This is a genomic window from Asticcacaulis sp. AC460, from assembly GCF_000495795.1.
Classification (GTDB): domain Bacteria; phylum Pseudomonadota; class Alphaproteobacteria; order Caulobacterales; family Caulobacteraceae; genus Asticcacaulis.
This window is the reverse complement of sequence record NZ_AWGD01000003.1, coordinates 16,184-41,333: the sequence shown is the minus strand read 5'-3', so window position 1 is coordinate 41,333 and position 25,150 is coordinate 16,184. Positions and strand designations below refer to the sequence as shown.

Below are 25,150 nucleotides of genomic sequence, written 5' to 3'. Positions count from 1 at the left end.
GCGCCTTCGCGTCTTCGCGTGAAATTTTTTCTTTTCGGATGGAAACGCCGCGCCGAACCCTCGCAAGAAGGTTTCACGCGAAGACGCGAAGACGCGAAGAAAGATTTCAGATATCGTCCCCTAGCCCCATGCGTGGCGGATTGCATGCCTTGGCCAGGTAATTCTTGACCTCGGCATAACCGTTGGTACGGTCAGTCTGGCTCAACTGCCCACGCGCGGCCAATCCCTCCCAGGCCTCGCGCGTCTGTGTCCAGGTGACACAGGCCTTGTCATATCGACCCGCATTGTAGAAATTACCCCCGCGCGTGGCCAGGGTCGTCGCCAGCCCGCGCACGGCAAACGGCGCCCCGTCGGAAATCTCGATCCTTTTGCGCTGGGCGGAAATGACATCGTCACTGACCCGTTCCGCTTCATCATACTGTTTGCGGTCGGTCAGCACCTGGGCATAGACATCGCCGACCGCCGCGACCAGTTCCAATGCGCCGGTATCGGCCGGATCGCGTTTCTGTAACGCCTGGGCCAGGCTGAAGGCCTCGGAAATAGCGGCCTGGGCTTCAGCATCGCGCATATTGCTACGATGAACGATGGCATTGTAGCGCAAAGCCAGGATAAGCCCGCGCGTCACCTTGGGATTTTGCAGATCGCGGCGGACACGCTCCCGATTTACGGCGATGTTCTCCGCCAGGGCAGCCCTGGCTTCCTCGGGCTGCTTGAGTTTGTGATAGGCCTCGCCCAGCAATCGCAAGGAGGAACTGCGACCGGCCAGGACGGAAAGGTCGTTGCGGAACTCCGGTTTCAAACCCTTGTAGAAAGCATCCGCCCGCAGCAGAACCGCACGGGCCTTGTCGAACTCATCCACCCACAGCCAGGAATCGCCCTCGGCCTGGATTGCCATCAGGTAGGTCGCGGCCAGCCTGACGTCGGTCGTGGCGCGGTCCTTGAGTAGGGCCTGGGCCTGGAGCGCCTGGGCCCGCGCCTTGTCCGGGTCGTTGTCATTATAGAGATTGTTGCCCGACTGCTCGACCAACAGCCCGGCATAGGCCGCCGCCGCCTCGGCGTTGTCCGGATTTTCCTCATGAACGGCCTTCAGCACCGCTTCGCCGCGAGCCAGCAGGGCGGTCGCATCCTTGTAGCGTCCCAGGGTTGCCTCCTGACCACCGCCCATCACCTGGGACAGCCGGACGAAACCCTTGCCGGCCTCGATGCGCACCCCGACAGGCGCGCTGCGGTCCCCGGCCAGCTTTTCAAGATAATCGACACCCGTCTGCGCGATCAGCACGCGCGCCTTGGTCGTGCCCGGTACGGCGCTGACCTCGTCATAGACGTCGAACAACAGCCTGTTGGCCAGTTCCCGCGTCTGAGCATAGCGGGTCTCGGCCTCGGCGCGGGCCAGTTGCGCCTGATGATTGGCGCTCAGCACCAAGCCAAACGCCGTAACCACAGCCGTCGCCGCTATTCCCGCTACCGCCACACCGAAACGATGCCGCATGACGAACTTGCCGAAGACATAGCCCCGTCCACCCGCCATAGCAATAACCGGATAGCCCTTGCGATACGCCTCGATATCGCTCAGCAAAGCCTCAGCCGTCTCATAGCGATCGCCGGGCTTTTCCGCCGTGGCGCGGGCAAGGATGGCGCGCAGTTCCTCATCACCGTCGGACACTAGCTTATCCAGCAAGCGCCCCAGCGAATAGATGTCGGCCGCCGTCGTCACGTCCGAACTGGTCAGCCGCTCCGGTGCCGCAAAGCCCGGCGTCAGGCTCAACTGCCCCGACGCGACCGACGCCTTCGTCGTCCCGCCTCCCCCCTCGCTCTCCGTAAGCTTGGCGATGCCGAAGTCGATCAACTTGACCACGCCGTCGCGCGTCACCAGCACATTCGACGGCGTCAGATCGCGGTGCACGACCAGGCTGCGGTGGGCGCAGCCGACCGCGCGGCACATATCGCCGAACAACGCCAATCGCCGGTCCAGCGGTGGTTTCTCATCTTCGACCCACGCCATCAAAGGCAGACCGTCGACCCACTCCATGACGATATAGGGCGCTCCGCCGTCGGTTTCGCCGCCGTCATACAGGCGCGCGATGTTGGGATGGCTGAGGCTGGCCAGGGTTTGGCGCTCGCGCCGGAAGCGCTCGACCAGCGACTCCGACAACAGCCCGGCCTTGATCACCTTGATCGCCACGGTGTGGGCGAAGTCCCCCGTCGCCCGCTCGCCGCGATACACCGAGCCCATGCCGCCGCGCCCGATCAGCCCGGTGATGCGATAGGCGCCGATGCGCTCCGGTTCGTCCTCGGGCTCGACGGCTTCGGTCGCGCCGCCGGTCCGGAGATTATGTAAGGTGTCGGCCTGCAGCATGGCCAGCAACCGCTCGCGCACCTTGGGTCGCCCGGCCGTATGCTCGTCGATCCAGGCCATACGGTCGGGTGACGGCACGTCCAGCAGGGCTTCGAAGAGCGAGATGGCTTCGCGTTCGTCCCCTAAATCCGTCATGGGTCGACCGGATGCATCAGGGCGTCGGTCAGCCAGGCGCGTGCCACCAGCCACCGCCGCTTCACCGTCGCCTCGGACAGTCCGGTCACTTCGGCTATGTCCTCCACCGTCATGCCGCCGAAATAGCGCATCTCCACCAGCTCCATCAGGCTCTCGTCTATGGCCTTCAGACGGATTAGCGAGGATTCCAGCGATTTCAGGTCAAGCCTCTGTCCACCCTCGACCTGGGTGGTCAGCTCGACCTTGTGGTGTTTGCGTTTGTCGGTCGCCTTCAGCCGGGCATGGTCGACCAGGATGTTGCGCATCAGCCGCGACGCCAGGGCGATAAGGTGGGCGCGGTTGTCGCCTTCGATACGTTCGACCTGCATCAGCCGCAGCACGGCGTCATTGATCAGGTCGCCGGTCGACAGCGACGAATTGTATTCCCGCCGCAGCCGCGCCGCCGCGATCTGGCTCAGCTCCGGATACAACCGGCCGATCAGTTGGTCGCGCGCGTCGGGTTCACCGTCGCGCCAGCGGCCCATCAGGATGCGTGTCTGCGGTTCGTTTTCCATAACCTGCCCCATCTTCTCCCCGGAACAGTGGTATCTGCAAGATTTACACCATGAAATCAGGTGCTTGTCGAAGCCTTTCCAATCTGTTGTGTGACAAATCATGCTCGAAAATGAAAAATGGTGATTGATTTCCGTATCCGCGGGGTCCACCATGGCCAAAAAGAGGGAACATCGATGAAGCTTGCCCTGCTTACCGCCCTTTTTGCGGCCGCGGCCCTGCCGGCCGTGGCCCAAAACCTAACTCAGGACAGGCCCCTGCTGCACTCGATGTTCCAGGACCATGCCGTGCTTCAACGCGGCCGTCCCGTTCCGGTATGGGGCTGGGCCGCGCCCAAAACCAAGGTGACGGTGACCTTTCTTGGCCGCACATCCACCGTCACCGCCGACAAGACCGGAAAATGGATCCTGAACCTGCCGGCCGCCGCCGCCGGCGGCCCCTACGACCTGACCGTCGCCTCGCCGACGCAATCCACGGCCATACATGACGTGCTCATCGGCGATGTCTATCTCTGTTCCGGCCAGTCCAACATGCAGTTCGCTGTGCGCCAGGTCCGCAATGCCGACACCGAAATCACCCATTCCGCCGACGACCGCGTCCGCCTGCTGAGCTTCGAGCGCAAGAGCATGCCGGCGCCGCAGGACCTGCCCGTCACACCCATCGCGTGGAAAGCCGCAACGCCGGCGACGGTTACCGACTATTCCGCCGTCTGCTACTTTTTCGGCCGCGATCTGGCCAAACAAAAGAACATCCCCATCGGCCTGATCCATTCCTCGTGGGGCGGCTCCCCCATCCAGGACTGGACACCGGCTGCGGGTCTTCACGCCCTGGGCGCCTACGAAGACGGCCTGGCCACCCTCCAGGCCTATGTCACAGACCCGGAAGCCACCGCCGCAAAGGTCGCCGCCGCCACTGACGCCTGGGCCGACGCCCACGACACCGGCACGAAAGCCCAATGGCAGACGGCCGACCTCGACGATGCCGCCTGGGGCGAAATCGCCCTGCCGCGCGTCTGGGAAGAGCAGGGCAGGGCCGACCTGGTCGATCTCGACGGCGTGGTGTGGCTGCGTAAACATGTCACCCTGACACCTGAACAGGCCGCCAAACCGGCCACCCTGACCCTGGGCACGGTCGATGAGCGCGATGTCACCTGGGTCAACGGCGCCCGTGTCGGCGCCACTGTAGACTACCGCACCGAACGATCCTACACCCTGCCGTCGGGCCTGCTGAAAGCCGGCGACAATGTCATCGCGATCCGCGTCGTTGACGAAGTCGGCGGCGGCGGACCGCGTTCCTCGGCGGACAAGATGGCGCTCGACCTCGGCGGCGAGAAACTCAGCCTGGCCGGCGCCTGGACATACAAGGTCTCGGGCGACTTCAAGAAAGGCCTGCCCAAACCGCCCTTCGTTCCGTGGCCGGGTGGCAAGGGCTATTCCACGCTTTATAATGCCATGATCGCGCCGATCGGCCCCTACGGCCTGAGCGGTGTTCTGTGGTTCCAGGGCGAGCAGAACACCGCTGAGCCCGAAGCCTATGCCGGCCTGCTGCCGCAGATGATTGCGGACTGGCGCGGTCAGTTCGGCAAGGACCTGCCGTTCCTGATCGTGCAACTGGCCGGTTACGGCGCGATGACGGATCAGCCGGCTGAGTCCGGTTTTGCCGCCATCCGCGACGTCCAGCGCCGCACCGCCGCCGCCGTACCCCATACCGGCCTGGCCGTGGCCATCGACCTGGGCAATCCGCGCGACATCCACTCGCCGGAAAAGCAGGAGGTCTCCCGCCGCCTGGAACTCGAAGCCTCGCGCCTCGTTTATGGCGATGCGGTGTCGCCACGCTCGCCGTCACCGGTTTCGGCCGTGCGCGATGGCGACACCATCCGCGTCACCTTCGACCGGCCATTGATCACCTATTCCGGCACGCGACCGCTGAGTTTTGAGCTGTGCGCGGCGACCTGCGCCTGGGCCGAAGCCCGGCTCAATGGCGACACGGTTGTCCTCGACACCCAAGCCGGCGCGATGAAGGTCCGCTACGCCTGGGCAGGTTCGCCGGTGGTCAATCTCTATTCAAAAGACGGCCTCCCCGCCGGCACCTTCGAACTTAGTATTTCAGCGGAAGGACAAAACTGATTTTCGTTTTCGTCTCCCGCCCCGTTTACGGGGAGGGGGGACCGCGAAGCGGTGGGAGGGGCTTTACCGTCAGTAGAATAGCCCCTTCCGTCTCAGTGCTTCGCACTGATCCACCTTCCCCGTAAACGGGGCAGGAGGAAGCGCTTCGAGCTAAATTTTAACGCTCAAGTTGTTCAAGCCATAAACCAAGAGGAACCGTCACATGAACAAGCGCCAATTCCTGCTCGGCACCGTGGCCCTGACCGCAGCCGCCGTCACCCCGGCTCTAGCCCAGACCGACGCGCCGGCCACACAACCCGACCCGAAAACCCTACCCAAGGACTGGATCGACCCCGATACCGGCCACCGCGTTATCCGCGTCTCGACCGAGAACGACTCCAAGTCGCTCTATTTCCACGACAACGCCTTTACCGCTGACGGCCAATGGATGGTCTACGATGCCCCCTCCGGCCTCATGAAGGTTGACCTGAAAACCTGGACACCCTCGCTGCTGACGGCCGCCAAGGGCTGGCGCAGCCTGATGGTGTCGCGCACCAAACCCATCCTTTACGCCCGCAAATTGACCCAGGGCCCCGACGGCAAGCCTTCCGGCCAGGAGATCGCCGCCATTGACATCGCCAACGGCAAGCTCACCGTCATCGCGAAAGACATCAAGGGCGGCATCACCACGGTCAATGCCGACGACACGCTTCTGGCCGGCACCTGGGCCGAGCTCGTCTACGACCTGCAGCCGGGCCCCAAGGTCGCCGGCACCGATGGCGGCTACAATGCCGTGGGCGCCGACGGCAAACCGCTTAGTTTCGCCGCCGCCAAGGAGGTCCGCATGGCCGACCGCCTGGCCCAGAACATCCCGATGGAGATCTTCACGCTGGATATCAAAACCGGCGAGCGCAAGGTGGTCACCGCCTCGACCGACTGGCTGAACCACGTCCAGTTCTCACCCACCGACCCGCAGCGCATCATGTACTGCCACGAAGGTCCCTGGCACAGCGTCGACCGCGTCTGGACCATCCGAACGGACGGCTCGGGCCAGGAGAATGTCCACAAACGCACGATGAACATGGAAATCGCCGGCCACGAATTCTTCAGCCCCGATGGCCAGCAGATCATCTACGATCTGCAGACTCCGCGCGGCGAGGACTTCTGGCTGGCGACCTACGACCTGAAATCCCGCAAACGCATCTGGTACCATATGGACCGCGACGAATGGTCGGTCCACTACCAGATCACGGCCGACGGAACCCTGTTCGCCGGCGACGGCGGCGACGAGGAAATGGTCGCCCGGGCCAAGAACGGCAAGTGGATGTACCTGTTCCGGCCCGAAATCATCGACGACCTGGGCGTATCGGCGCCCAACGCCGCCGACCTGGTCCGGCCGGGTGTCCTGCGAGCGGAAAAGCTGGTCAATATGAAGACCCACGACTACCGCACCGAGCCCAATCTGCAATTCACCCCGGACGGGAAATGGCTGGTTTTCCGCTCCAATATGCACGGACCGATCCACGTCTATGCCGTCGCCATAGTGCGCGCTTGAATTTGATCATAAATGACTAAATTAGCCTGAATTGTGATCGCAATGGCGATCCAAAGGCCGAATTGTTGCGGTTAATGTGCTATTTGTGTTACTTTTGCGGCGCAATATGATCGAAGTGCGGTCAATTCTGACATAATTGGACAGGTATTGGCTTGACTTGTCAAATTCAATCAATGAGGATGTAGTCTGAGTAATAGGGCAGGCGCGTCCGGCGACCTCCACCTTTCAATAAGGTCCGCAATCAATGCGGGCAGCTCAGGGATCATCGGCGAACGCCGCCACAACTAGAAAACGGGTTGCGTCGAAAGCCGCATCAGGAGGGTTACTAATGACTAAGCGTAATGCCAGCGTTCTTCACCGCCATCTCAACAAGGGGACCGCGCTTGCTCTGGTCACCCTGTTCGGCGGCCTGGGGATAGGCCAGACCGTCGCCGCCCAGGACACGCCGCAGGCCGATGCCGCCGCCACGGAAGGCGATACGGTGGTTGTCGTCGGAACCCGCGCCTCGCAGCGCTCCTCGATCGACCGTAAGAAGCGCGCCAAGACGGCGACCGACTCGATCGTGGCCGAAGACGTCGGCAAGTTCCCGGACCGCAATATCGGTGAAGCCATTTCGCGCATCGCCGGCGTGGCGCTGAACCGCGGCGACTTCAACGAAGGCGTCGACGTCACCGTCCGCGGCAACAGCTCGGACGTCACCAATGTCGAAATCGACGGCCTGGGCGTTCTGGAAAACTCGACCACCGGCGGCCTGTGGGCCGGCGGCTCCGGCCGCAGCAAGGACTTCCGCGAATTCCCGGCGGAAATGATCAAGAGCGTCGACGTCGTCAAGGGTTCGACCGCGGCCATGACCGAAGGCGGCCTGGGCGGCTCGATCGTCATCAAGACCCGCACCGGCCTGGACTTCAAGGAGCCCTTCTACTCGTTCCAGGCGGCCGAGACCCGCAGTTCGGTCAATGAGACCTGGACGCCGTCCTTCAACTTCATCGGCGCCCGCCGCTTCATGGATGGCCGTCTCGGCGTCCTGGTCAACTATTCGCAGTCAACGGTCAAGAACGACGCCCACGTCACCGAAGGCGCCACCAGCGCCAATGCCGGCCACCTGCGCCTCGTCGATTTCGACAACTCGCCGAACAAGACCTATTCGCTCGATCCCAACCTGTTCCGCGACGGTACGATCAATACGCCCTTCGCCAACAGCACGGCGTTTGGCGCCGGATCCCTGCCTTTCAGCGGCCAGGCCAAGACGCCCCTGACCCTGGCTCAGGCGTCCCAGGCCGCCCAGACCAAGGCGGACTGCTACGCCTACTTCCCCGCCCTCGACGGCAACGACGCCGCCGCGGCGCAGCGTGTCCAGGAACTGCAAACCTGCCTGAACCAGTGGAACGACTATACGCCGTCGCTGCAGCGCTATCTCGTCAAGCGCGACGTCGAACATCGCAAGGCCCTGGACCTGCGCGCCGACTATCGCCTCACCGACAACCTGACGGTCTTCGGCAAGATCGCCTACAGCGAACGCGACGTCGACAACCACCAGCTGACCTATACCCGCGGCACGGTCAATATCAACACGTTGAACGTGGCGACGCCGAACTATGTCGGCCGCACCTATACAGACTCGACGACCTTCCCACGTCAGCGCACGGCCATCCCCGGCTCCGGCTATTACCTCTATAACGGCGCCAGCCAGGGCACGGTTCTGGCCAACGGCAACAACGAAGCCAGCCGTTATGTCAACGGCGTCGTCGCCAATATCAATCCTTCCAGCATCACGGTCGACGCCAGCCACCACCTGACCAAGTTCACCATCTCGGACGGTGTGGCGGGGATGGATCAGATCCAGAATACCAACAACTGGAAGACGATGACCTTCTCCACCGGCGGCAGCTACAACGGTGAACGCCTGAACGCAGACCTGGTCATCGGCCGCAGCCATACCGAATACAGCCGCTATGACCGCCGCATGGGCCTGTCCTATGCCTATGGTCCGGCCACCTTCGAAATCGACCCGACCTCCGGCTTCTGGAACATTACGCCCGCCAACGCCTATGACGACTCCAACCCGGCGCTCTACACCATCATGAGCCCGCAGACGGTCGCCCAGAACGCGGTCCCGGCCGGCGGCGCCGTCGCCAGTGGCACGTCCAACGGTCTGAACCCCAATGCGGTGAGTGCCTATACGGTCGCTCAGCGTCCCTGGGTCAGCCCGACCATCGGCATCCAGTATTCGCCCAAGCTGCAGGAAACCAACGAGACGACCATCCGTTTCGACGCGGACTATGATGTCGAGGACGTCCTGCCCATCGTCACCAAGGTCTATGCCGGCTTCAACATCCGCGAATTCGACCAGAAGGCCTGGGCCGGCGGCGCCTATACCGTCTCGCCCGCCATCAACCGCAACACGACCACCGGCGCGGCCATTCCCTATGGCCAGCCCGGCTATGTCAACCCGATCGTGGTGCCCGACTCGACCTTCCGCGGCCAGGTCCGCGCCTGCGACGACACCCGTTACGGCCTGACCGGCACTGCCGCCCCGGCCGGCGCCGAATCCTGTAACTACGGTTATGTGCCGTTCAACGACCTGGCCAACAACCAGGAAGGCGTCTTCACCCTGCGCCAGGCCGACCTGACCAGCATAATCGGTGAGGTCCTGCAGGAACCGTGGAACCAGTTCTACAACAGCTACCCGGACCGCGGGGACCTGTTCGACGGCTGGACCCAGATCGACGTCGAAAAGTTCTACAGCCTGCTGAGCGACTATTCCAGCAAGCCGGGCTATAACGGCGGCGACCCGCTGGCCAAGTACAATTTCGAATGTCTGAAGGTCTGTAAGGGCAGCGACGGCAAGGACTACACCATGCCGTTCTCCTACGCCTGGGAGCGCAACTCGGCGGCCTACCTCATGGCCGACTTCGAAATCGACCTGCCCTGGTCGATGCGTTTCGACGGCAACGGCGGCTACCGCTTTGTCCATACGGACACCAAGGGTAACGGCTTCATGACCTTTACCGCCATCCGCAAGACCTCGGCCTTCAACCCGGCCGCGCCGAACGCGGTGGGCGGTACGGTCTCGGCCAGCGTCACCAAGCAGGTGGCCATCGAGTCGAGCACCGACGACATCACCCCCAGCCTGAACCTCAACCTGTGGGGCTTCAACGACAAGGTGGTGGCGCGCTACAACTGGGGTGAAGTCATCGCCCGTCCGCCGCTGAACCGCCTGCTGCCGTCGGGGACCTGTACCTATGACCAGCGCGACGTCGATACCGGCACCACCAATGACTGTACCACGGTCGGCAATCCGGGCCTGGAGGCGTACCAGTCGCTGAACCAGAACTACAGCCTGGAAGTCTACCCGAACCGCGACACCATGTTCTCGCTGGCCTACTTCAAGAACAAGATCGTCCGCGGCGCGCCGATCGTCCAGACCACGACCGCCAAGGTCCTGGAAGGCACCGGTGCGACCGACCCGCTGACCGGGGAATCGCTGGAGGATACCGACTTCGTCTTCCCGACCTACTTCAACAGCCAGGGCCTGTCGCGTCACGGCATCGAGGCTTCGACCAAGATCGCCTTCACCTTCCTGCCGTGGAAGTTCAAGTATCTCGGCTTCGACGGCAACTACGCCAAGATCGAATCGTCGCTGACGGCCGATGGCTGGTACGACCTGATCACGGGCGCCGAATTGCCGCCGGTGAACGAGCCGTCCTACTACTATAACGCCTCGATCTGGTATGACGACGGCCGCACCACCGCCCGTCTGGCCATCCAGGGCCGCGACCAGGTGTTCGACTGTATTTCGGCCTGCGGCGCCAACACGGTCAACAACTACCCGAACCCCGCCGGTGGCCGTACCAACGTCCTGCCTTATGGTCCGGGCGCGCCGAACTTCACCGAAAAGACGACCTATGTCGACTTCAAGATTACGCACGAATTCAAGAAGGGCATGGAAGGCTTCTTCGAAGTGCGTAACGCCAACAACGAAGTGGTCATGAAGTCCCAGGGCGAGTCGGCCAACTTTGCCGACGGCACGCCCAGCGTCCTGTCGAACACCTGGCCTGGCTACCGGATCACCACCGGCATCACCATCCGCCACTAAGCGATACTTCCTCCCTGAAGTGTACCTGGACGCCGGCTCCTCATGGGGCCGGCGTTTTTTTCGCCCTTTTCTGATACCTCCCCGCGAGCGGGGAGGGGGACCGCCTGAAGCCGTAGCAAAGCGAAGGCGAAAGGGGGTGGTGGGGCGACTTTCTTTCAAAAGCGGTGTGCTCGGCTAATAAACTCCATCCCATCTGATTGAGATTGACAAATATTGCTCGAAAGTGTTCATTTCTCGAAACGCGCCGCGCCGGGGACAGCGCCAAGCTCATAAGCGAGGAAACATGTCTGAACTCTCCCGGCGCCAGCTCCTGACCGCCACGGCCGCGCTCGGCCTGGCCACCGCACTTCCGGCCATGGCAGCGCCCAAGACCACGCCCGACACGCCGGTGGTCTGGCTGGACGGCGAAGCGCCGGGCTTCAGCGAAGGCATGACCTTCGGCCTGCCATGGCCGCGCGGCGTCGTCAAACCCAACACCCAATTCGCCCTGGGCGACGTCCCGGTCCAGTCGTGGCCGATTGCCTACTGGCCCGACGGCTCGCTGAAATGGTCGGCCCACGCCACCGCCGCCGGCAATGCCACCACCAAGACCCAAGGCCTGACTGCAGGCACCCCCGCCGCACCCACCGCACCGGTCAAGACCACCCAAACCGCGACCGTCATCACCGTCAACTGCGGCGACCGGCAATGGACCATCCCGACCTCGGGCGAAGTCCTGATCTCCGGCGCCACCATCGCCGGCCGTTCCGTCATGGGCCCGGTCGCCCTGACCGTCCTGACCCAGGACACGCCTGGCCTGGACGACGCCGACGCGGTGAAACAGACCCGCCATCGCGGCATCGTCACCAAGGCCACCGTCGAACAATCCGGCCCCATCCGCGCGGTGATCAAGCTCGACGGCCACCACAGCGACGGCACGCGGCAATGGCTGCCGTTTTCGATCCGTCTCTACGCCCACGCCGGTGCCGAATCCCTGCGCATCGTCCACAGCTTTATCTGGGACGGCGACGAGACCAAGGACTTCATCCGCGGTATTGGACTGACCGCCGCCGTGCCGATGGCCGACGAACTCTATAACCGCCATGTCCGCTTCACGGGACAGGAGGGCGGTGTCTGGGGTGAAGCCGTCCGGCCACTGACCGGCCTGCGCCGCGACACCGGCAAAGCCAACAAGGACGCCCAGGTGGCCGGACGCGCCATCCCCGACCTCGCCGGCATGACGCCCAATGTCCGCGACAACATCGTCAATATCCCGGCCTGGGGCGACTTCACCCTGTCCCAGACCACGGCCGACGGCTACACCATCAAAAAGCGCACCGTGCCCGGCCATGGCTGGATCGACGTCATCGGCGACCGCCGCGCTTCGGGCCTGGTTTATGCCGGCGGCGCCACCGGCGGGGTCGCTCTGGGCCTCAAGGACTTCTGGCAGCGCGCCGCCACCCGGCTGGACGTGCGCAATGCCGCGTCCGACCAGGCGACCGTCACCGCCTGGCTGTGGTCGCCGGACGGCCCGGCCATGGACATGCGCACCTACCGTCCGGTCTGGGGCATGGACACCTACGAGGCCCAGAACAAGGGCCTCGACATCACCTACGAAGACTACGAACCCGGCTATGACCGGGCCTATGGCGCAGCCCGTACATCGGAGCTGATGCTGTGGGCCGTCGCCGCCACACCGGAACGCCCGCGCCTGGCCCAGATGGCGACCGCCACGGCCACGCCGCCGCGCCTGACCACCACGCCCGCCCGCCTGCACCAGGCCGGCGTCTTCGGCGAATGGAGCCTGCCCGACAGCACGACCCCGGTAAAGGCCGCTATCGAAAACCGCTTCACCTACCAGCTCGACTACTATCTCAGCCAAATCGAGCAGCACCGCTGGTACGGCTTCTGGAACTATGGCGACATCATGCACACCTATGACGGCGACCGCCACGCCTGGCGCTACGACATCGGCGGCTTTGCCTGGGACAATTCCGAGCTCTCGACCGACATGATGTTCTGGTACGGCTACCTGCGCACCGGCCGCGCCGACCTGTTCCGCCTGGCCGAGGCGATGACGCGCCAGACAGGGGAGGCGGATGTCTACCATCTCGGGCCCTGGAAAGGCTTCGGCACCCGCCACGGCGTCCAGTTCTTCAGCGATTCCTCGAAACAGCCGCGCGTCTCGCAAGCCGCCTATCGCCGCTTCTACTACTACCTGACGGCGGACGAACGGGTCAGCGACCTGATGCGCGACCTGGTCAATTCCGAAGACAGCCTGCAGAACGTCTATATCGAGCGCAAGGTCGGCGCCGCCGGCGGCTCGGGGATGAACATCCGCGAAAAGGTGCCCGGCACGGTCGACTGCAGCTTCGGCACGTCGTGGGGTTCATTCATCGCCGCCTGGTATACCGAATGGGAGCGTACCGGCGACACGAAATGGCGCGACCGCATCGTCAACGGCATGAACTCGATCGCCAAGCTGAAATACGGCTGGTTCGCCGGTGGCGCACCGTTCGACCTGAAAACCGGCAAGTTCCTGGGCGCCGGCGACAAGGTCAGCATCTCGCACCTGAACGGCGTGTTCGGGGTCTACGAGATGCATATGGAGCTGCTGCCGCTGCTTGATGTTCCGGCCTACAAGAAGGCGTGGCTGGACTACTGCAAATATTACAACGCGCCGGAAGAGGAACTTGCGGCCTTCTTGGGCCAGAAGCCGCGCGGGGTCAGTCTGCGCGAAGGCCATTCGCGCTTCACGGCCTATGCGGCGCGCGAACTGAAGGACGAGGCCCTGGCCAAACGCGCGGCGCAGGAGTTCTTAGGGGGCGACAACCCGCGCTGGCGGACCAACCTGAAGCCCGCGACGACGCGGGTAGCGGGTTCGGACGTGTTGCATCCCTTGGACGAGGATCCGGCGATTTCGACGAACGGCGCGGCGCAATGGGGCCTGGCGGCGACAGCCAACCTGGCCCTGATTCCGCAAGCCCTCGAATCCGAAGGCGCGGCGTACCTATAACCTCATCCTCCACCGCTTGCGGGGGAGGTGGCGAGCAAGCGAGGCCCCCTATGGGCCGAAGCGCGTCGAGACGGAGGGGGCGTTACAAACTCCGGTTTCCCCTCCCTCTCGAGCTATATCCGCCGGTGTATCCAGGTCCATCAACCCGCCGTTCCCCTCGACCTCAACCCTCACCGCCTGATACCGTCCACTCTCAATCAACCGCTTCCCCCCAGCCTGCCCACTCAACCGTCCCAACGCCTCAAAACACGCCCGCCGGAACAACACCGGATGCCCTTGCCGTCCCTCATAAACCGGCACCACGATATCCGCCTCCACAGCCGCCAAAGCCCCAAACACTGAAGCTTCTACAAACGGCATATCCCCCAACACAACAAACGCCGCCCCCACTTCGGGCCCTAACGCCTGAACCCCCAAGGCAATCGACAAACCCATCCCGGCTTCCGGATCGGGATTGACCACGACATCGAACCCCTCGGCCAACGCCAAAACCCCACTTCCGGCCTTGGTCACCACCACCCTCTGACTCGCCTCAACCGACCGCACCATGTCGAAGACATGCGCCACCATCGGCCGGCCGGCGACCTCCGCCATCAGCTTGTCGCTCTCCCCGAACCGCCGCGACAAGCCGGCCGCCAATACGATCACTGCCGGTAGCATTGCACGATCTCCGCCAGGGCCGACAAGGCGATCTCCGGCGGCGTCCTGGCCCCGATATCCAAGCCCACCGGCCCGCGTATTCGCATAGCCGCATCACCCAGCGCCGCCAGTCGCTCCAGCCGCATGGCCTGCGCCCGGCGACTGCCCAAGGCCCCTACGTAAAACGCTTCCGACGCCACGGCTCGCGCCAGCACCTGCGCCTCGTGATCATGATCATGGAACAGGGTCAGCACGGCGGTATGCCGGTCAAACGCCACACCGTCATACGCCTCCAAAGGCCGGGCATCGAACCCCAGCCCCTGCAGCACCACCAAAGTATCCAGGTCCGGCGAAAACGCCACAGCCTCCATCTCCAACCCCATCGCGAACTGCATCGCCGCGGTCATGATCGGGCCCTGTCCGACCACGACCAACCGCAGCGCCGGCATATACACCCTTCGAAACCCACCGGTCTCCAGCACCGCCTCGCGCCGCGCCGCTCGCGCCGATACGACCGCTTCAACCGCGGCCATCTCCAACCCAACATCGAAAGCAATATCGATCCCCGAACCGCACGGCAGGCGCAGATCGACAAACCGCGACCCTTCGCCATAGCGCTCCGTATGGTTCTCACCCCGTTCGATCGCCGCGATCGCGTCCAGCACCAGCGCCTTCTCGATACAGCCGCCGCTGATCAAGCCGACATGGCGGCCGTCCTCGCACACGGCCATCTGGCTGCCGACCGGGCGCGGTGAGCCGCCATGGGCCACCACCAGCGTCAGGAGGGCGCATCGCTCGCCCTCCCGCCGCCAGTCCAGCCAATGTTGCAGCACGAAGTCCCGATAGTCGGGCGCCGCTACGATCAAGCCAGGCTCCCCGGCCGGATCGGCAGGCTGCGCACCCGCTTTCCGCAGGCCGCGAAGATGGCATTGGCCACCGCCGGCACGACCGGCGGGAGGGCCGGTTCACCCACCCCCGTCGGTGAAAACCCGGTGATGTGGAAGTGGACATCGATCTGCGGCGCCTGAGGCATGCGGATCATCGGGAAGTCGTGGAAGTTCGACTGCTGCACCGCGCCATCAACAAAGGTGATCTCGCCGGACATCTCGCCGATGCCGTCGATGACCGAGCCTTCGACCTGGTTGATGGCGTGGGTCGGATTGATGATGGTCGAACCGATATCGCCGACCACCCACACCTTCTGGACGTGGAAGAAACCGTCCGCCACCTTCACCTGGGCGACCTCGGCAAAATGGCCCTGGTGGCTGAAATAACAGCCGATGCCCAACCCGACACCTTCCGGCATCTTGCGTCCCCAGCCCGACCGTTCGGCGACGATCCGGATCACGTCGCGCATCCGCTCGGGATTATAGTTCCACGGATTGCCGGCTTCGGTAACAGGGTGCGCCGCCAGGTGCGCTTCGATCTGCGCCAGCCGGAACGCCACCGGATCCTGACCGGCCGCATGGGCCAGTTCGTCGACGAAGGCCTCGCTGACATAGGCCAGCAGGTTGCTGGCCGGGGCCCGCAGATAGCCGGTGGTCACCGGCGTCTCGATATAGCTTTCGCCCATACGCACATTCGGCGCCACGATCGCCGCAAAGCCGCGGGCATCGACATTGGCGCCCTGGGCGACCTCACCCCCGCGGCTGTAGGTCACGGCATGCTGGCGAAAAGCGGTGATCCGCCCCGTCTCATCCAGCCCGCCTTCCATCCGCAGATTGGCGCCGGAGCGGAAATAGTCGTTGGCGATATCGTCCTCGCGCGTCCAGGTCAGCTTGACCGGTACGCCGGCCTTTTTGGCGATAACCGCCGCCTCGACCATATAGTCGTTTTCCAGCCGCCGCCCGAACCCGCCGCCGCAACGTTCCATATGGATGACCAGGCTTTCCGGCGCGACGCCCAAGGCCTTGGCGACCAGATCCCGCCCGGCGCCCGGCAACTGGGTCGGCGCCCAGATTTCCACCTTGTCCTTTTGCACATGTACGGTGCAGTTCTGCGGTTCCATATTGACGTGCGGCAGGAAAGGCGCCGCGTAGTCCGCCGTCACCTTGGTCTTTGCCGCCGCGAAAGCCTCGTCGGCTTTGCCCTGGTCGGTGGTGACCTTGACTGGCGCGCCGTTCATAAGCTCGGCCGCGCGGGTGGCATAGAGCTCGGTCGTATGTCCCGCCGCGCCGCTCAGGTCCCACTCGACCTTCAGCGCTTCACGTGCCTGCCGGGCATACCAGGTGTTGCTGGCCAGGATAGCCACCCCGTCCTTCAGCCCATGCATCCAGTCGTCGCCGTAATCGGCAGCCTTGAGCACGAAGACATCCTTAACGCCTTTCATCGCCCGGGCAGCCTCGATATCGGCCGAAACCAGCTTTGCCCCGAAGGCCGGCGGCCTGACGAAGACGGCGTGAACCATGCCATTCACGCGGGCATCGATCCCGAAGATTGGCTCGCCCCGCACGATCCGCGGGCTGTCATAGCCCTTGTGCGTCCGGCCGATAATGGCGAAATCCTTGGCGTCTTTCAGCTTCAGCGTTGCCGGATCGGGCACCGGCAGCCTGGACGCCTCCGTGGCGACTTCGGTGTAGCTCAGGGTGCGGCCGCTGTTGGAGATCACCCCGGCCTTGACCGTACAGTCCTCCGGTTTCACGCCCCACCGGTTGGCGGCGGCGGTGACCAGCATCAGCCGCGCCGCTGCGCCGGCCTGGCGCATGGGCAGCCAGTTCATCGGGGTCGCCATGCTGCCACCGGCGAACTGCGGCTCATACTTCACAGCCCCTTCGCCCTGGACGATATCGACCTGGTCCCAGGTGACATCCAGCTCCTCGGCGATCAGCATCGGCATCATGGTCTTGATGCCCTGGCCGATTTCGGGGTTCTTGGAGACCAGCCTGATCCGCCCGCTGCTCGGCACAATGACATAAAGACCCAGGGGCGCATCGGGAATGACGGTCAGCGCCTGCGCTCCGAACCCGATCCCCAGCATCAGCCCGCCGCCGGCGGCCGCGCCGGCCTGAAGGAACAAGCGGCGCGACGGTTGAAAACGATCATCCATCTCAGACCTCCCGCGTGTCGGCGGTCGCCATGCCGGCGGCCTGTTTGATCGCCTGACGGATGCGGGCATAGGTGGCGCAACGACAGATATTGCCTTCCATAGCCTCGTCGATCTGGGCATCGGTCGGCTTGGGCATCTGCGTCAGCAAAGCGGTCGCCGACATGATCTGGCCGGCCTGGCAGTAGCCGCACTGCATGACGTCGACCTCCAGCCACGCCGCCTGGACCTTCGCGCCGATCTTCGACGCCGAAATCCCTTCAATGGTGGTGATCTTCGCGCCCTCGACCGAAGACACCGGCGTGATGCAGGCCCGAGTCGCCTCGCCGTCCAGGTGGATGGTGCAGGCGCCACACTGCGCCACACCGCAGCCGAACTTGGTGCCGACCAGGTTCAGTTCGTCGCGCAATACCCACAACAGCGGCATGTCGCCATCGACATCCACCTCACGCGTCTTGCCATTGATGTTCAGTTTGTAAGCCAAGTCACCCTCCTGCTTCGGCGTTCGTCCTGCGCCAGAAACCCCCGGATGGTTTCGCATGTGAAACTAGCCGAACTTTATCGCTTCGTCCACGGTCACATTTGCGCCCTTGACACATGACATCATCCACTCTTCAATCAGTCGTATAAATCACGGAAGGAAGCCCATGTCGCGTACTCGAACTCTTGCCCTTGCCGCCCTGGTTGCCGTTATGGCCTCGCCGGTGCTGGCGGATGACGTTGCCGACGGGCAGGTGGTGTTCAAGCAGATGTGCGGCGCCTGCCACACCGCGACGGCGGGCGGCAAGGCCGGCATCGGCCCGAACCTGTTCGGCGTGGTTGGCCGCAAGATCGGCTCGGCGCCGGGCTTCAAATATTCCAAGCCGCTGACGGCCGATGCTGCTGCGGGCACGAAATGGACCAAGGACTCGATCTCGACCTTCCTGGCGGCGCCGCAAAAGGCCAAGCCGGGCACGGCGATGGCGATTTCGGTGAAGGACGAGGCCAAACGCGCCAAACTGGTCGCCTACCTCAACAGCCTGAAGTAAGTTCCTAAACGCGCAATCCCTTAATTCTTAATCCCTCCCCGTTATACGGGGAGGTGGATCATTTGCGATCAGCAAATGAGACGGTGGGGGATTTGGCCCGCTGCTACCTTGAAACCTGCAGCAACACTTCCTGCGTCCCATTCGCCACACTTTACCGCATCTTTGCATCCTCGACACTGCGACGTCTTTATTACGCCGTCATTTTTTTGCATGGCCTGAAGACGGTTTTGCGGTGCACGCGCGTTGATTGGTACGACAATTCAAATCAACGCGCCCAAATGAGAGCGGTAATGAAATTCAGTAAGTCCATCCGGTCGACCACAGCCCTGTGCGGCGGCGTGTTCCTGAGCCTGGTCGCGCCCGCCCTGGCGCAAACGACCGAACCGCCCGCCGCGCCCGCTCAGACTGCGCCGGCCGAAGCCGCCCCTGCGGACGCGGCCCCAGGCACCAACCCGGTCACCATCACCGGCAAGAAGCAGCAGAACCGCATCGACCGCCAAAGCTACGACGTCAAGAACGACATCGACGCCCAGACCGGCACGGCGGCGGACGCGCTGAACAAGGTGCCGTCGGTCAATGTCGACCCGGAAGGCAATGTCACCCTGCGCGGCAATTCCAACGTCCAGGTCTATGTCGACGGCAAGCCCTCGGCGATGATGAAGGGCGACAACCGCGCCGCCACCTTGCAATCCATGGCGGGCGGCGACATCGACTCGGTCGAGGTCATGAACAACCCGGGCGCCCAGTTCTCGGCCGAGGGCTCGGGCGGCATCATCAACATCGTCATGCGCCGCAACCGTAAGCCGGGCAATTCCGGCACCATCATCGCCAATATGGGCAGCCAGGGCCGCTACAACGCCACCTTCTCCGGCGCGCGCAACTCCGGCAAACTGACCCTGTCCGGCGGCGCCAGCTTCCGCCACGACGGCCGCGACAGCCGCAGCTCCTCGACGCAACAACGCTTCAACCAGGCCGGCGCGGTCGTCTCCGAACGCGACCAGTCGGGCGTTGGCTCCAACCGCTTCGACAACCTGTCGCTGACCGGTGGTGCCGACTACAACATCACCGACACGGATACCGTCAGCACCCAGCTCGGCTACGGCAAGCGCACTGCCGACAGCGATGGCATCGACATCTACACCGGCTACGACAATTCCGGCTCGACCCCGAAAAACATCGACCGTACCCGCAGCTCGCTGGGCGAGAACGACCGCGAAGACACCTCCTTCTCGGCGCGCTGGGACCACACCGGCGACTCCCCGGCCGAAACCCTGAAGGTCGATCTGCGCGTCAGCACCTCGAACGGCAAGAACCTCAGCACGGCCTTCACCGACTACGTCACCGGCACGGATTTCGAGGAAGCCCGCACCTCCGACCAACGCTCGGCCAACGGCAATTTCAGTGTCGACTACCAACGCAATGTCGGCAGCGGCCAACTCTCGCTGGGTACCCAGACCACCTATGACGACAACCACGTCATCAACACCTCGCAAAGCGGCGACCCCGACGCCCCGGCTGACGCCCTGCTGAATAACGACTTCGCCTACAAACAGATCGTCAACGCCGCCTATGTCACCTACCAGACCCCGATCGGCGAAAAGTGGACGGTGATGAGTGGCCTGCGTTCGGAAACCATCGACCTGAAGACGCGCCAGATCACCACCGGCACCACGGGCACGACCTCCTATACCAAGCTGGTCCCTAGCGCCTTCGCCACCTACACCCTGTCGGACAATTCGAAACTGCGCTTTTCCTACTCGCACCGCCTGCGCCGGCCGAACCCCCAGGACCTGAACCCCTACGTCATCTACATGGATCCGCAGAACGTCATGGCGGGTAATCCGGATCTGGTGCCGTCCGAAAGCGACTCCTACGAAGTCGGCTATGAGTACCAGAAGGAGCAGACCTCCTATTCGGTGCGCGCCTACTACCGCAAATCGACGAACCAGATCACGGATGTTTCGACCTTCATCAGCCCGGGCGTTCTGCTGACGACGAAACAGAACCTCGGCGAAGGCCAGCAGGGCGGCCTGGAGTTCAACTATAACGGCAAGCTGTGGCAAAAGCTGACGGTGAGCGTCAACGGCAATGTCGGCTACGAAGAGCTGGAGACGCCGAACGGCGGCACGGATTCGGGCATCACCACCCGCGGCCGGGTCAGCCTGGACTACCAGGTCTCGACCAAGGACCGGGTACAGCTGTCGATGTTCACCTCGGGCCAGCAGCTGACAGGCCAGGGCTATCGCTCGCCGTTCAGCCGCGGTCAGTTGTCGTATCGCCGTCAGATCAATCCGAAGCTGGCCTTTGTGGCGACGGCGGACGACATCTTCCGCACGGCCAAGGTGCGCAGCGTGACGGACACCAACACGGTCTACAGCGAATCCTTCCGCAGCATGAGCGCGCCGACGTTTTACATCGGCCTGAACTACATCCTGGGCGGCGGCAACAACAACAACCAACAACAGAACCCGGACGGCCAGCGCTGGCGCGAAGGCGGCGGCAATCGCGGCAATTGGGGCGGCGGCGGCCCTGGCGGGGGGGGCATGGGCCCCGGCGGCGGGTTTTAAACTCCCCTTATCTTATACCTCCCCGCGCTTGCCTGGGGTGAGCGCAGCCGAGATATATCTCGGCAAGCGCAAGGACCATGTGCGCAACGAAGTGACGCGAAGTGGTGGTGGGGCGTCTTTCTTTTTTCACACCAATCTATTGTGCTGATGCTCGAGAGCGGCGTTTTGGTAGACTCAAAACGCCGCTCTAGATGTTTGTTTTGACGCGCAATTTATCCGAAAAGTGCGGTACACTTTATCGGATCGCGCTTTAGAAAGAACCTCGCGCGCTGGCCGGGGAGTCAATTGTCGAATCTGACCCCTTTATCTCCAGTCTGCCGATATCGACTCTGACCGCTTTTTTTTGATCTCCGGCCTTGGAGATTTGGCTCTTGATCCTTCCTCCCCGATTGGTAACCGTCAAAACGGCCGCGACCGATACGAAGGCAGGATAAATCCGTTACGCCATGTCACCGAAATCGCTGCGCCCTCCCTTCTACAAGTTATAGACTTGACAACAGGCTTCATGCGCTGACTGTTTGAACCTGCAACGATAGAAGGCGGAGCGCCCGATCCGGCGCATCCCTTAGCCTATACCGGCGGGCAGACGCGCGCCGGATTACAAAATTTTGGAGCAGGGTTGTGATTTCATAAAGCCCCTGCGCTAAGGACATTTCGCAGAGGGGAATGCCGACATGAAGCTTTGGCGAGGTTTGGCGTTGGCACTGACGTTTGCCGCTTCGCCGGCATGGACACAAACCGCGGCGTCGCCGCTGGCGGATGCAGAAGCCACCGCCATCGCATGGATCAATGCCGAGGGCCATCCACTGAGCGGCGCCGATGCGAGCCCGGCGGAACTGGCGCCGCTGGCCGCACGTCTGGCCGGCGGCCGGGTGATCGGCATAGGCGAAGTGACCCACGGCGACCACGAATCCCAGCATTTCAAGGCTGGCCTGATAGAGGAACTGGTGCGTCAGGGCGCCATCGACGCCGTGGCCATAGAGGCCAATCGCGACGTTGCGCGCACCTTCGACCTCTATATCCGCGAAGGTCAGGGTGACCCGATGGCGCTGATGCGCTCGACCAGTTTTTTCCGAGTTTTCCGCAATGAGGAGTTCGCCGGCCTACTGGTGTGGTTGCGCGCCTGGAACCAGGTGGCGGCCAAGCCCGTGCGCATCTTCGGCATCGACGATCAGGACGCCGGCCGCGATGCCGATTTCGCGCTGAAGTTCGTGGCACGTTATGACAAGGCGCTGGCAAAAAAGCTGCGCGCGCCGTTCGGTTCGCTCATTGCCGGCAAGGACGGCATATGGCCGAAATCCTTTACCTGGATCGGCGCGATGACGCCCGACGAGATCGCCGTCGTGAAGGCCAATGCCCGGTTGCTGGCCGACACAATTGCCGCCCACGAGGCCGACTGGGGCAAAGACCCTGACTATGCAGAGGCTGCCTATGCCGCGGAGGTGGCGTGGCAGAATATCCATATCTTCGAGCTGGACGGCAAGGGGACAGAGCGCTTGAGAGACCGGCCGGCCGGCTACTTCGAGCGCCGCGACATTTTCATGGCAAAAAATCTTCTCGGGCGTCTGGGGGCCGGTGAACAAGCCGCCCTGTGGGCCCATAACAGTCACATCGCCGCCGGTCTGCCGCAGGCCTATATCGATCAATCAGGCACCACGCTCGGCCACGAACTGAAACAGGCCCTTGGCGACGGCTATCATACGCTGGGTTTTGTCTATTCGACCGGTGATATCATGGTTGTTGTCGGTGACATGAACAAGCTGTCGTCACTGGCGCAGGAGGAGGTCTATACGGCCCTGAACAACCGTCCGGGGGAACTGGGTTACGTCTTCGGCCAGGCCAGCAGCGACGCCCTGTGGATCGACATGACTCAACGTCCCGCCTCGCCACTCATGGATGCCTGGGTCAAGACCGCCTATTGGGACGGTTCGGCAGGATGGGGTGTCGATCCAAACGATTGGCAAAAAGGACCGATCCCGGTGGAATACGCCCCGCCGCAACTCGATACCGCCTTCGATGTCATGGTGTGGTTTCGCCAACTGACGCCATCGCGGCGATTGCCGGTGGCGCCTTAGAGAGTTGCCCGGCTGGATTTATTTTGATGACATCTGTTTCATGAGAGCGCGTATCGATCCAGTAGATTCGGATCGTCGCTCTAAGCTTTTGTTTTGGCGCGCATCTTAATCCAAAAACGGGATCGCCCGCGCGGTGGTCACACTTTTTGGGATGCGCCCTAAGGTAGTGGTTCGAAGCGCAGCGTCTTGAAAGTCAGCAAATCTGATGTCGAGAGATTTTTTTTGCTGTACCCTGTCGAATTGCCGCGGTGCCAGACGATTAGAGCGAGTCCAGCGTCAAAAAGGAGCACGCGCATGCAATATCACTGTCTCGTCTATTTCGATCCCAAGTTGGCCTTCAATGGCAGCCCAGAGTCCAATGCGGTCATGGCCGATATCGGCCCCCACACCGCGGAACTGAAAGCCAGCGGTCATTTGATCTCGCACTTTCCTTTAAACATGCCATCCGAAGCCATCACCGTCACAACCCGCGACGGCAAGATGTCGACCACGGACGGGCCTTTCATCGAAACGCGGGAGATGCTGGGCGGATTGGTCGTCATCGAGGCGCGCGACCTGAATGAGGCCCTGCGCATTGCCGGTGACATGCCCCACGCCCGGCTGGGCCATATCGAAGTGCGGCCGGCTATCGACTTTACCAAACCACGACCGAAACTGTGACACAGGGCGAGGTCGGCAAGAGACTGGATGTTATCTACCGTCAAGAGGCCCGGCGTGTCCGGGCCATACTTATTCGACTGCTCGGCAGTTTCGACGCGGCGGAGGAGGCGTTGCACGATGCCTTCACCGCCGCCGCCGCGCAATGGCCGCGGGATGGGATACCGGCCAATCCGTCCGCATGGCTGGTGTCGACCGGGCGATTCCGGACATTGGATCGCTGGCGCCGGCAGGCACGGTTTGAAAAGATTATGCCATACCTGGCAATGATGGCCGAACCCATGCCAGATACTTTTCCAGCCGAGGCGATAGCTGACGATGAATTGCGATTGATCTTCATATGCTGCCACCCGCTCCTGCCCCCGGATGCCCGTGCTGCGCTGACCTTGCGGGAAATCGGAGGACTGACCACGGAGGAAATCGCCCGTGCCTATCTTGTCTCAGCGGCGACGATCGCCCAGCGTATTGTCCGCGCCAAGGCGCGTATCCGTGACGCGGCCATAGGCTATGAAGTGCCGGGTGCCGCCGATTTGCAGGAACGGCTGAACAGTGTTTTGCAGGTCATTTATCTGGTGTTCAACGAAGGTTACGCGACCTCACACGGCCCGGACCTGATGCGGGCGGACCTGTGCGCCGAGGCCATCCGTCTGGCCCGTTTGATTGTCGATCTGACGGGAGATGTCGAGGCCATGGGGCTCCTGGCCCTGCAGTTGCTGCATGACTCACGACGTTTCACGCGGCTTGACGGAACAGGCGACATCATACGTCTGGAAGATCAGGATCGCACACTTTGGGATCGCGACCAAATCACTGAGGCGCAGTCATGGATTGCCCGGGCATTGTCGCGAAACCACGTCGGCCCATACCTCGTCCAGGCGGCGATTGCGGAGCTTCATGCGCGTGCACCGTCTTTGCAGGAAACGGACTGGACGCAAGTTGTTGCTCTTTACACGACGCTGGAGCGCCTTGAAATCTCTCCGGTCGTGGCGTTAAATCGCGCCGTCGCCATAAGTATGCGGGATGGTCCTGAGGTTGGTCTGGCAGCCGTCGAGGCGGTACTTGCGGCAGGCGGTTTGGCCGAATACCCGCTGGCACATGCGGCACACGCCGACCTCCACCGGCAGCTCGGCAATACCTCTGCGGCTGGTGACGGCTATCGGTCGGCGCTGAGGCTTACGCGGCAACCAGCGGAACGCCGCTTTTTGCAGATGCGGTTGGATCAGTTGGTCGAATAGAGCGGATGCATGACGCTGTCATCGCTGAAGCAGGTCGTTTCACGTGGCTTTGTCATCACGAGACGCTGAACGTCCTGGCCGAGGGCCTGATACAGCCGGCCAGGGCCGAAGC

The 25,150-nt window shown here is 63.0% G+C and carries 15 protein-coding genes; 9 read left to right on the top strand and 6 right to left on the bottom strand.

The window, feature by feature from the left end; all coding sequences use genetic code 11:
* Positions 1–106 precede the first annotated feature (106 nt).
* Both ABAC460_RS26755 and ABAC460_RS26750 read right to left on the bottom strand, forming a co-directional pair.
* Positions 107–2,491, bottom strand: a complete 2,385-nt coding sequence (locus tag ABAC460_RS26755) for a serine/threonine protein kinase (RefSeq protein ID WP_023451644.1) — start codon at positions 2,489–2,491, stop codon at positions 107–109.
* Positions 2,488–3,045 carry an ECF-type sigma factor gene (locus ABAC460_RS26750; protein ID WP_023451643.1) on the bottom strand — a complete coding sequence of 186 codons (558 nt, stop codon included), beginning with the start codon at positions 3,043–3,045 and terminating at the stop codon, positions 2,488–2,490. Before ABAC460_RS26750 ends, ABAC460_RS26755 begins: the two co-directional genes overlap by 4 nt.
* A 174-nt stretch (positions 3,046–3,219) precedes the next feature.
* Here ABAC460_RS26750 and ABAC460_RS26745 point away from each other — a divergent pair, with 174 nt between their 5' ends.
* The 4 genes from ABAC460_RS26745 (at position 3,220) to ABAC460_RS26730 (ending at position 13,794) form a co-directional block, all read left to right on the top strand.
* Positions 3,220–5,169: a sialate O-acetylesterase gene (locus ABAC460_RS26745; RefSeq protein WP_023451642.1), complete on the top strand. Its 1,950-nt coding sequence runs from the start codon at positions 3,220–3,222 to the stop codon at positions 5,167–5,169.
* A 202-nt stretch (positions 5,170–5,371) separates the two neighbouring features.
* Complete coding sequence (locus tag ABAC460_RS26740) at positions 5,372–6,703, top strand: oligogalacturonate lyase family protein (RefSeq protein ID WP_023451641.1); 1,332 nt, start codon at positions 5,372–5,374, stop codon at positions 6,701–6,703.
* Positions 6,704–7,031: 328 nt separating this feature from the next.
* A complete protein-coding gene (locus ABAC460_RS26735; RefSeq protein WP_023451640.1) occupies positions 7,032–10,799 on the top strand; it encodes a TonB-dependent receptor in 3,768 nt (1,255 codons plus the stop codon).
* A 283-nt stretch (positions 10,800–11,082) separates the two neighbouring features.
* Positions 11,083–13,794, top strand: a complete 2,712-nt coding sequence (locus ABAC460_RS26730; protein ID WP_023451639.1) for an exo-rhamnogalacturonan lyase family protein — start codon at positions 11,083–11,085, stop codon at positions 13,792–13,794.
* 48 nt (positions 13,795–13,842) lie between these two features.
* On the opposite strand, the gene ABAC460_RS26725 is transcribed toward ABAC460_RS26730, so the two are convergent.
* Genes ABAC460_RS26725 through ABAC460_RS26710 form a run of 4 tightly spaced genes read right to left on the bottom strand, consistent with a single transcriptional unit; the run spans position 13,843 to position 17,960 of the window.
* Entirely contained in the window at positions 13,843–14,454 is a 612-nt protein-coding gene (locus tag ABAC460_RS26725; RefSeq protein ID WP_023451638.1) for a nucleotidyltransferase family protein, read from the bottom strand.
* Positions 14,439–15,299, bottom strand: coding sequence for an XdhC family protein (locus ABAC460_RS26720; RefSeq protein WP_023451637.1), 861 nt, complete (start codon positions 15,297–15,299; stop codon positions 14,439–14,441). Before ABAC460_RS26720 ends, ABAC460_RS26725 begins: the two co-directional genes overlap by 16 nt.
* Positions 15,296–17,479, bottom strand: coding sequence for a xanthine dehydrogenase family protein molybdopterin-binding subunit (locus tag ABAC460_RS26715; RefSeq protein ID WP_023451636.1), 2,184 nt, complete (start codon positions 17,477–17,479; stop codon positions 15,296–15,298). Before ABAC460_RS26715 ends, ABAC460_RS26720 begins: the two co-directional genes overlap by 4 nt.
* Position 17,480: 1 nt before the next feature.
* Positions 17,481–17,960, bottom strand: a complete 480-nt coding sequence (locus ABAC460_RS26710; protein WP_023451635.1) for a (2Fe-2S)-binding protein — start codon at positions 17,958–17,960, stop codon at positions 17,481–17,483.
* 163 nt (positions 17,961–18,123) lie between these two features.
* Between ABAC460_RS26710 and ABAC460_RS26705 the strand changes: the two genes are divergently transcribed.
* The 5 genes from ABAC460_RS26705 (at position 18,124) to ABAC460_RS26685 (ending at position 25,038) form a co-directional block, all read left to right on the top strand.
* Positions 18,124–18,504 carry a c-type cytochrome gene (locus ABAC460_RS26705; RefSeq protein WP_023451634.1) on the top strand — a complete coding sequence of 127 codons (381 nt, stop codon included), beginning with the start codon at positions 18,124–18,126 and terminating at the stop codon, positions 18,502–18,504.
* A gap of 290 nt (positions 18,505–18,794) precedes the next feature.
* Positions 18,795–21,071: an outer membrane beta-barrel family protein gene (locus tag ABAC460_RS26700; protein WP_023451633.1), complete on the top strand. Its 2,277-nt coding sequence runs from the start codon at positions 18,795–18,797 to the stop codon at positions 21,069–21,071.
* 674 nt (positions 21,072–21,745) lie between these two features.
* Positions 21,746–23,146, top strand: coding sequence for an erythromycin esterase family protein (locus tag ABAC460_RS26695; protein ID WP_023451632.1), 1,401 nt, complete (start codon positions 21,746–21,748; stop codon positions 23,144–23,146).
* 294 nt (positions 23,147–23,440) lie between these two features.
* Positions 23,441–23,806: a YciI family protein gene (locus tag ABAC460_RS26690; protein WP_023451631.1), complete on the top strand. Its 366-nt coding sequence runs from the start codon at positions 23,441–23,443 to the stop codon at positions 23,804–23,806.
* Positions 23,803–25,038 (top strand): RNA polymerase sigma factor, encoded by a 1,236-nt coding sequence (locus ABAC460_RS26685; RefSeq protein WP_023451630.1) that lies wholly within the window; start codon positions 23,803–23,805, stop codon positions 25,036–25,038. Before ABAC460_RS26690 ends, ABAC460_RS26685 begins: the two co-directional genes overlap by 4 nt.
* Positions 25,039–25,150 lie beyond the last annotated feature (112 nt).

Bases quoted from the DNA above. Each gene is read 5' to 3' on its own strand.
- ABAC460_RS26755 (WP_023451644.1), bottom strand. From the start codon at position 2,491: ATGACGGATTTAGGGGACGAACGCGAAGCCATCTCGCTCTTCGAAGCC.
- ABAC460_RS26750 (WP_023451643.1), bottom strand. From the start codon at position 3,045: ATGGAAAACGAACCGCAGACACGCATCCTGATGGGCCGCTGGCGCGAC.
- ABAC460_RS26745 (WP_023451642.1), top strand. From the start codon at position 3,220: ATGAAGCTTGCCCTGCTTACCGCCCTTTTTGCGGCCGCGGCCCTGCCG.
- ABAC460_RS26740 (WP_023451641.1), top strand. From the start codon at position 5,372: ATGAACAAGCGCCAATTCCTGCTCGGCACCGTGGCCCTGACCGCAGCC.
- ABAC460_RS26735 (WP_023451640.1), top strand. From the start codon at position 7,032: ATGACTAAGCGTAATGCCAGCGTTCTTCACCGCCATCTCAACAAGGGG.
- ABAC460_RS26730 (WP_023451639.1), top strand. From the start codon at position 11,083: ATGTCTGAACTCTCCCGGCGCCAGCTCCTGACCGCCACGGCCGCGCTC.
- ABAC460_RS26725 (WP_023451638.1), bottom strand. From the start codon at position 14,454: ATGCTACCGGCAGTGATCGTATTGGCGGCCGGCTTGTCGCGGCGGTTC.
- ABAC460_RS26715 (WP_023451636.1), bottom strand. From the start codon at position 17,479: ATGGATGATCGTTTTCAACCGTCGCGCCGCTTGTTCCTTCAGGCCGGC.
- ABAC460_RS26705 (WP_023451634.1), top strand. From the start codon at position 18,124: ATGTCGCGTACTCGAACTCTTGCCCTTGCCGCCCTGGTTGCCGTTATG.
- ABAC460_RS26700 (WP_023451633.1), top strand. From the start codon at position 18,795: ATGAAATTCAGTAAGTCCATCCGGTCGACCACAGCCCTGTGCGGCGGC.
- ABAC460_RS26695 (WP_023451632.1), top strand. From the start codon at position 21,746: ATGAAGCTTTGGCGAGGTTTGGCGTTGGCACTGACGTTTGCCGCTTCG.
- ABAC460_RS26690 (WP_023451631.1), top strand. From the start codon at position 23,441: ATGCAATATCACTGTCTCGTCTATTTCGATCCCAAGTTGGCCTTCAAT.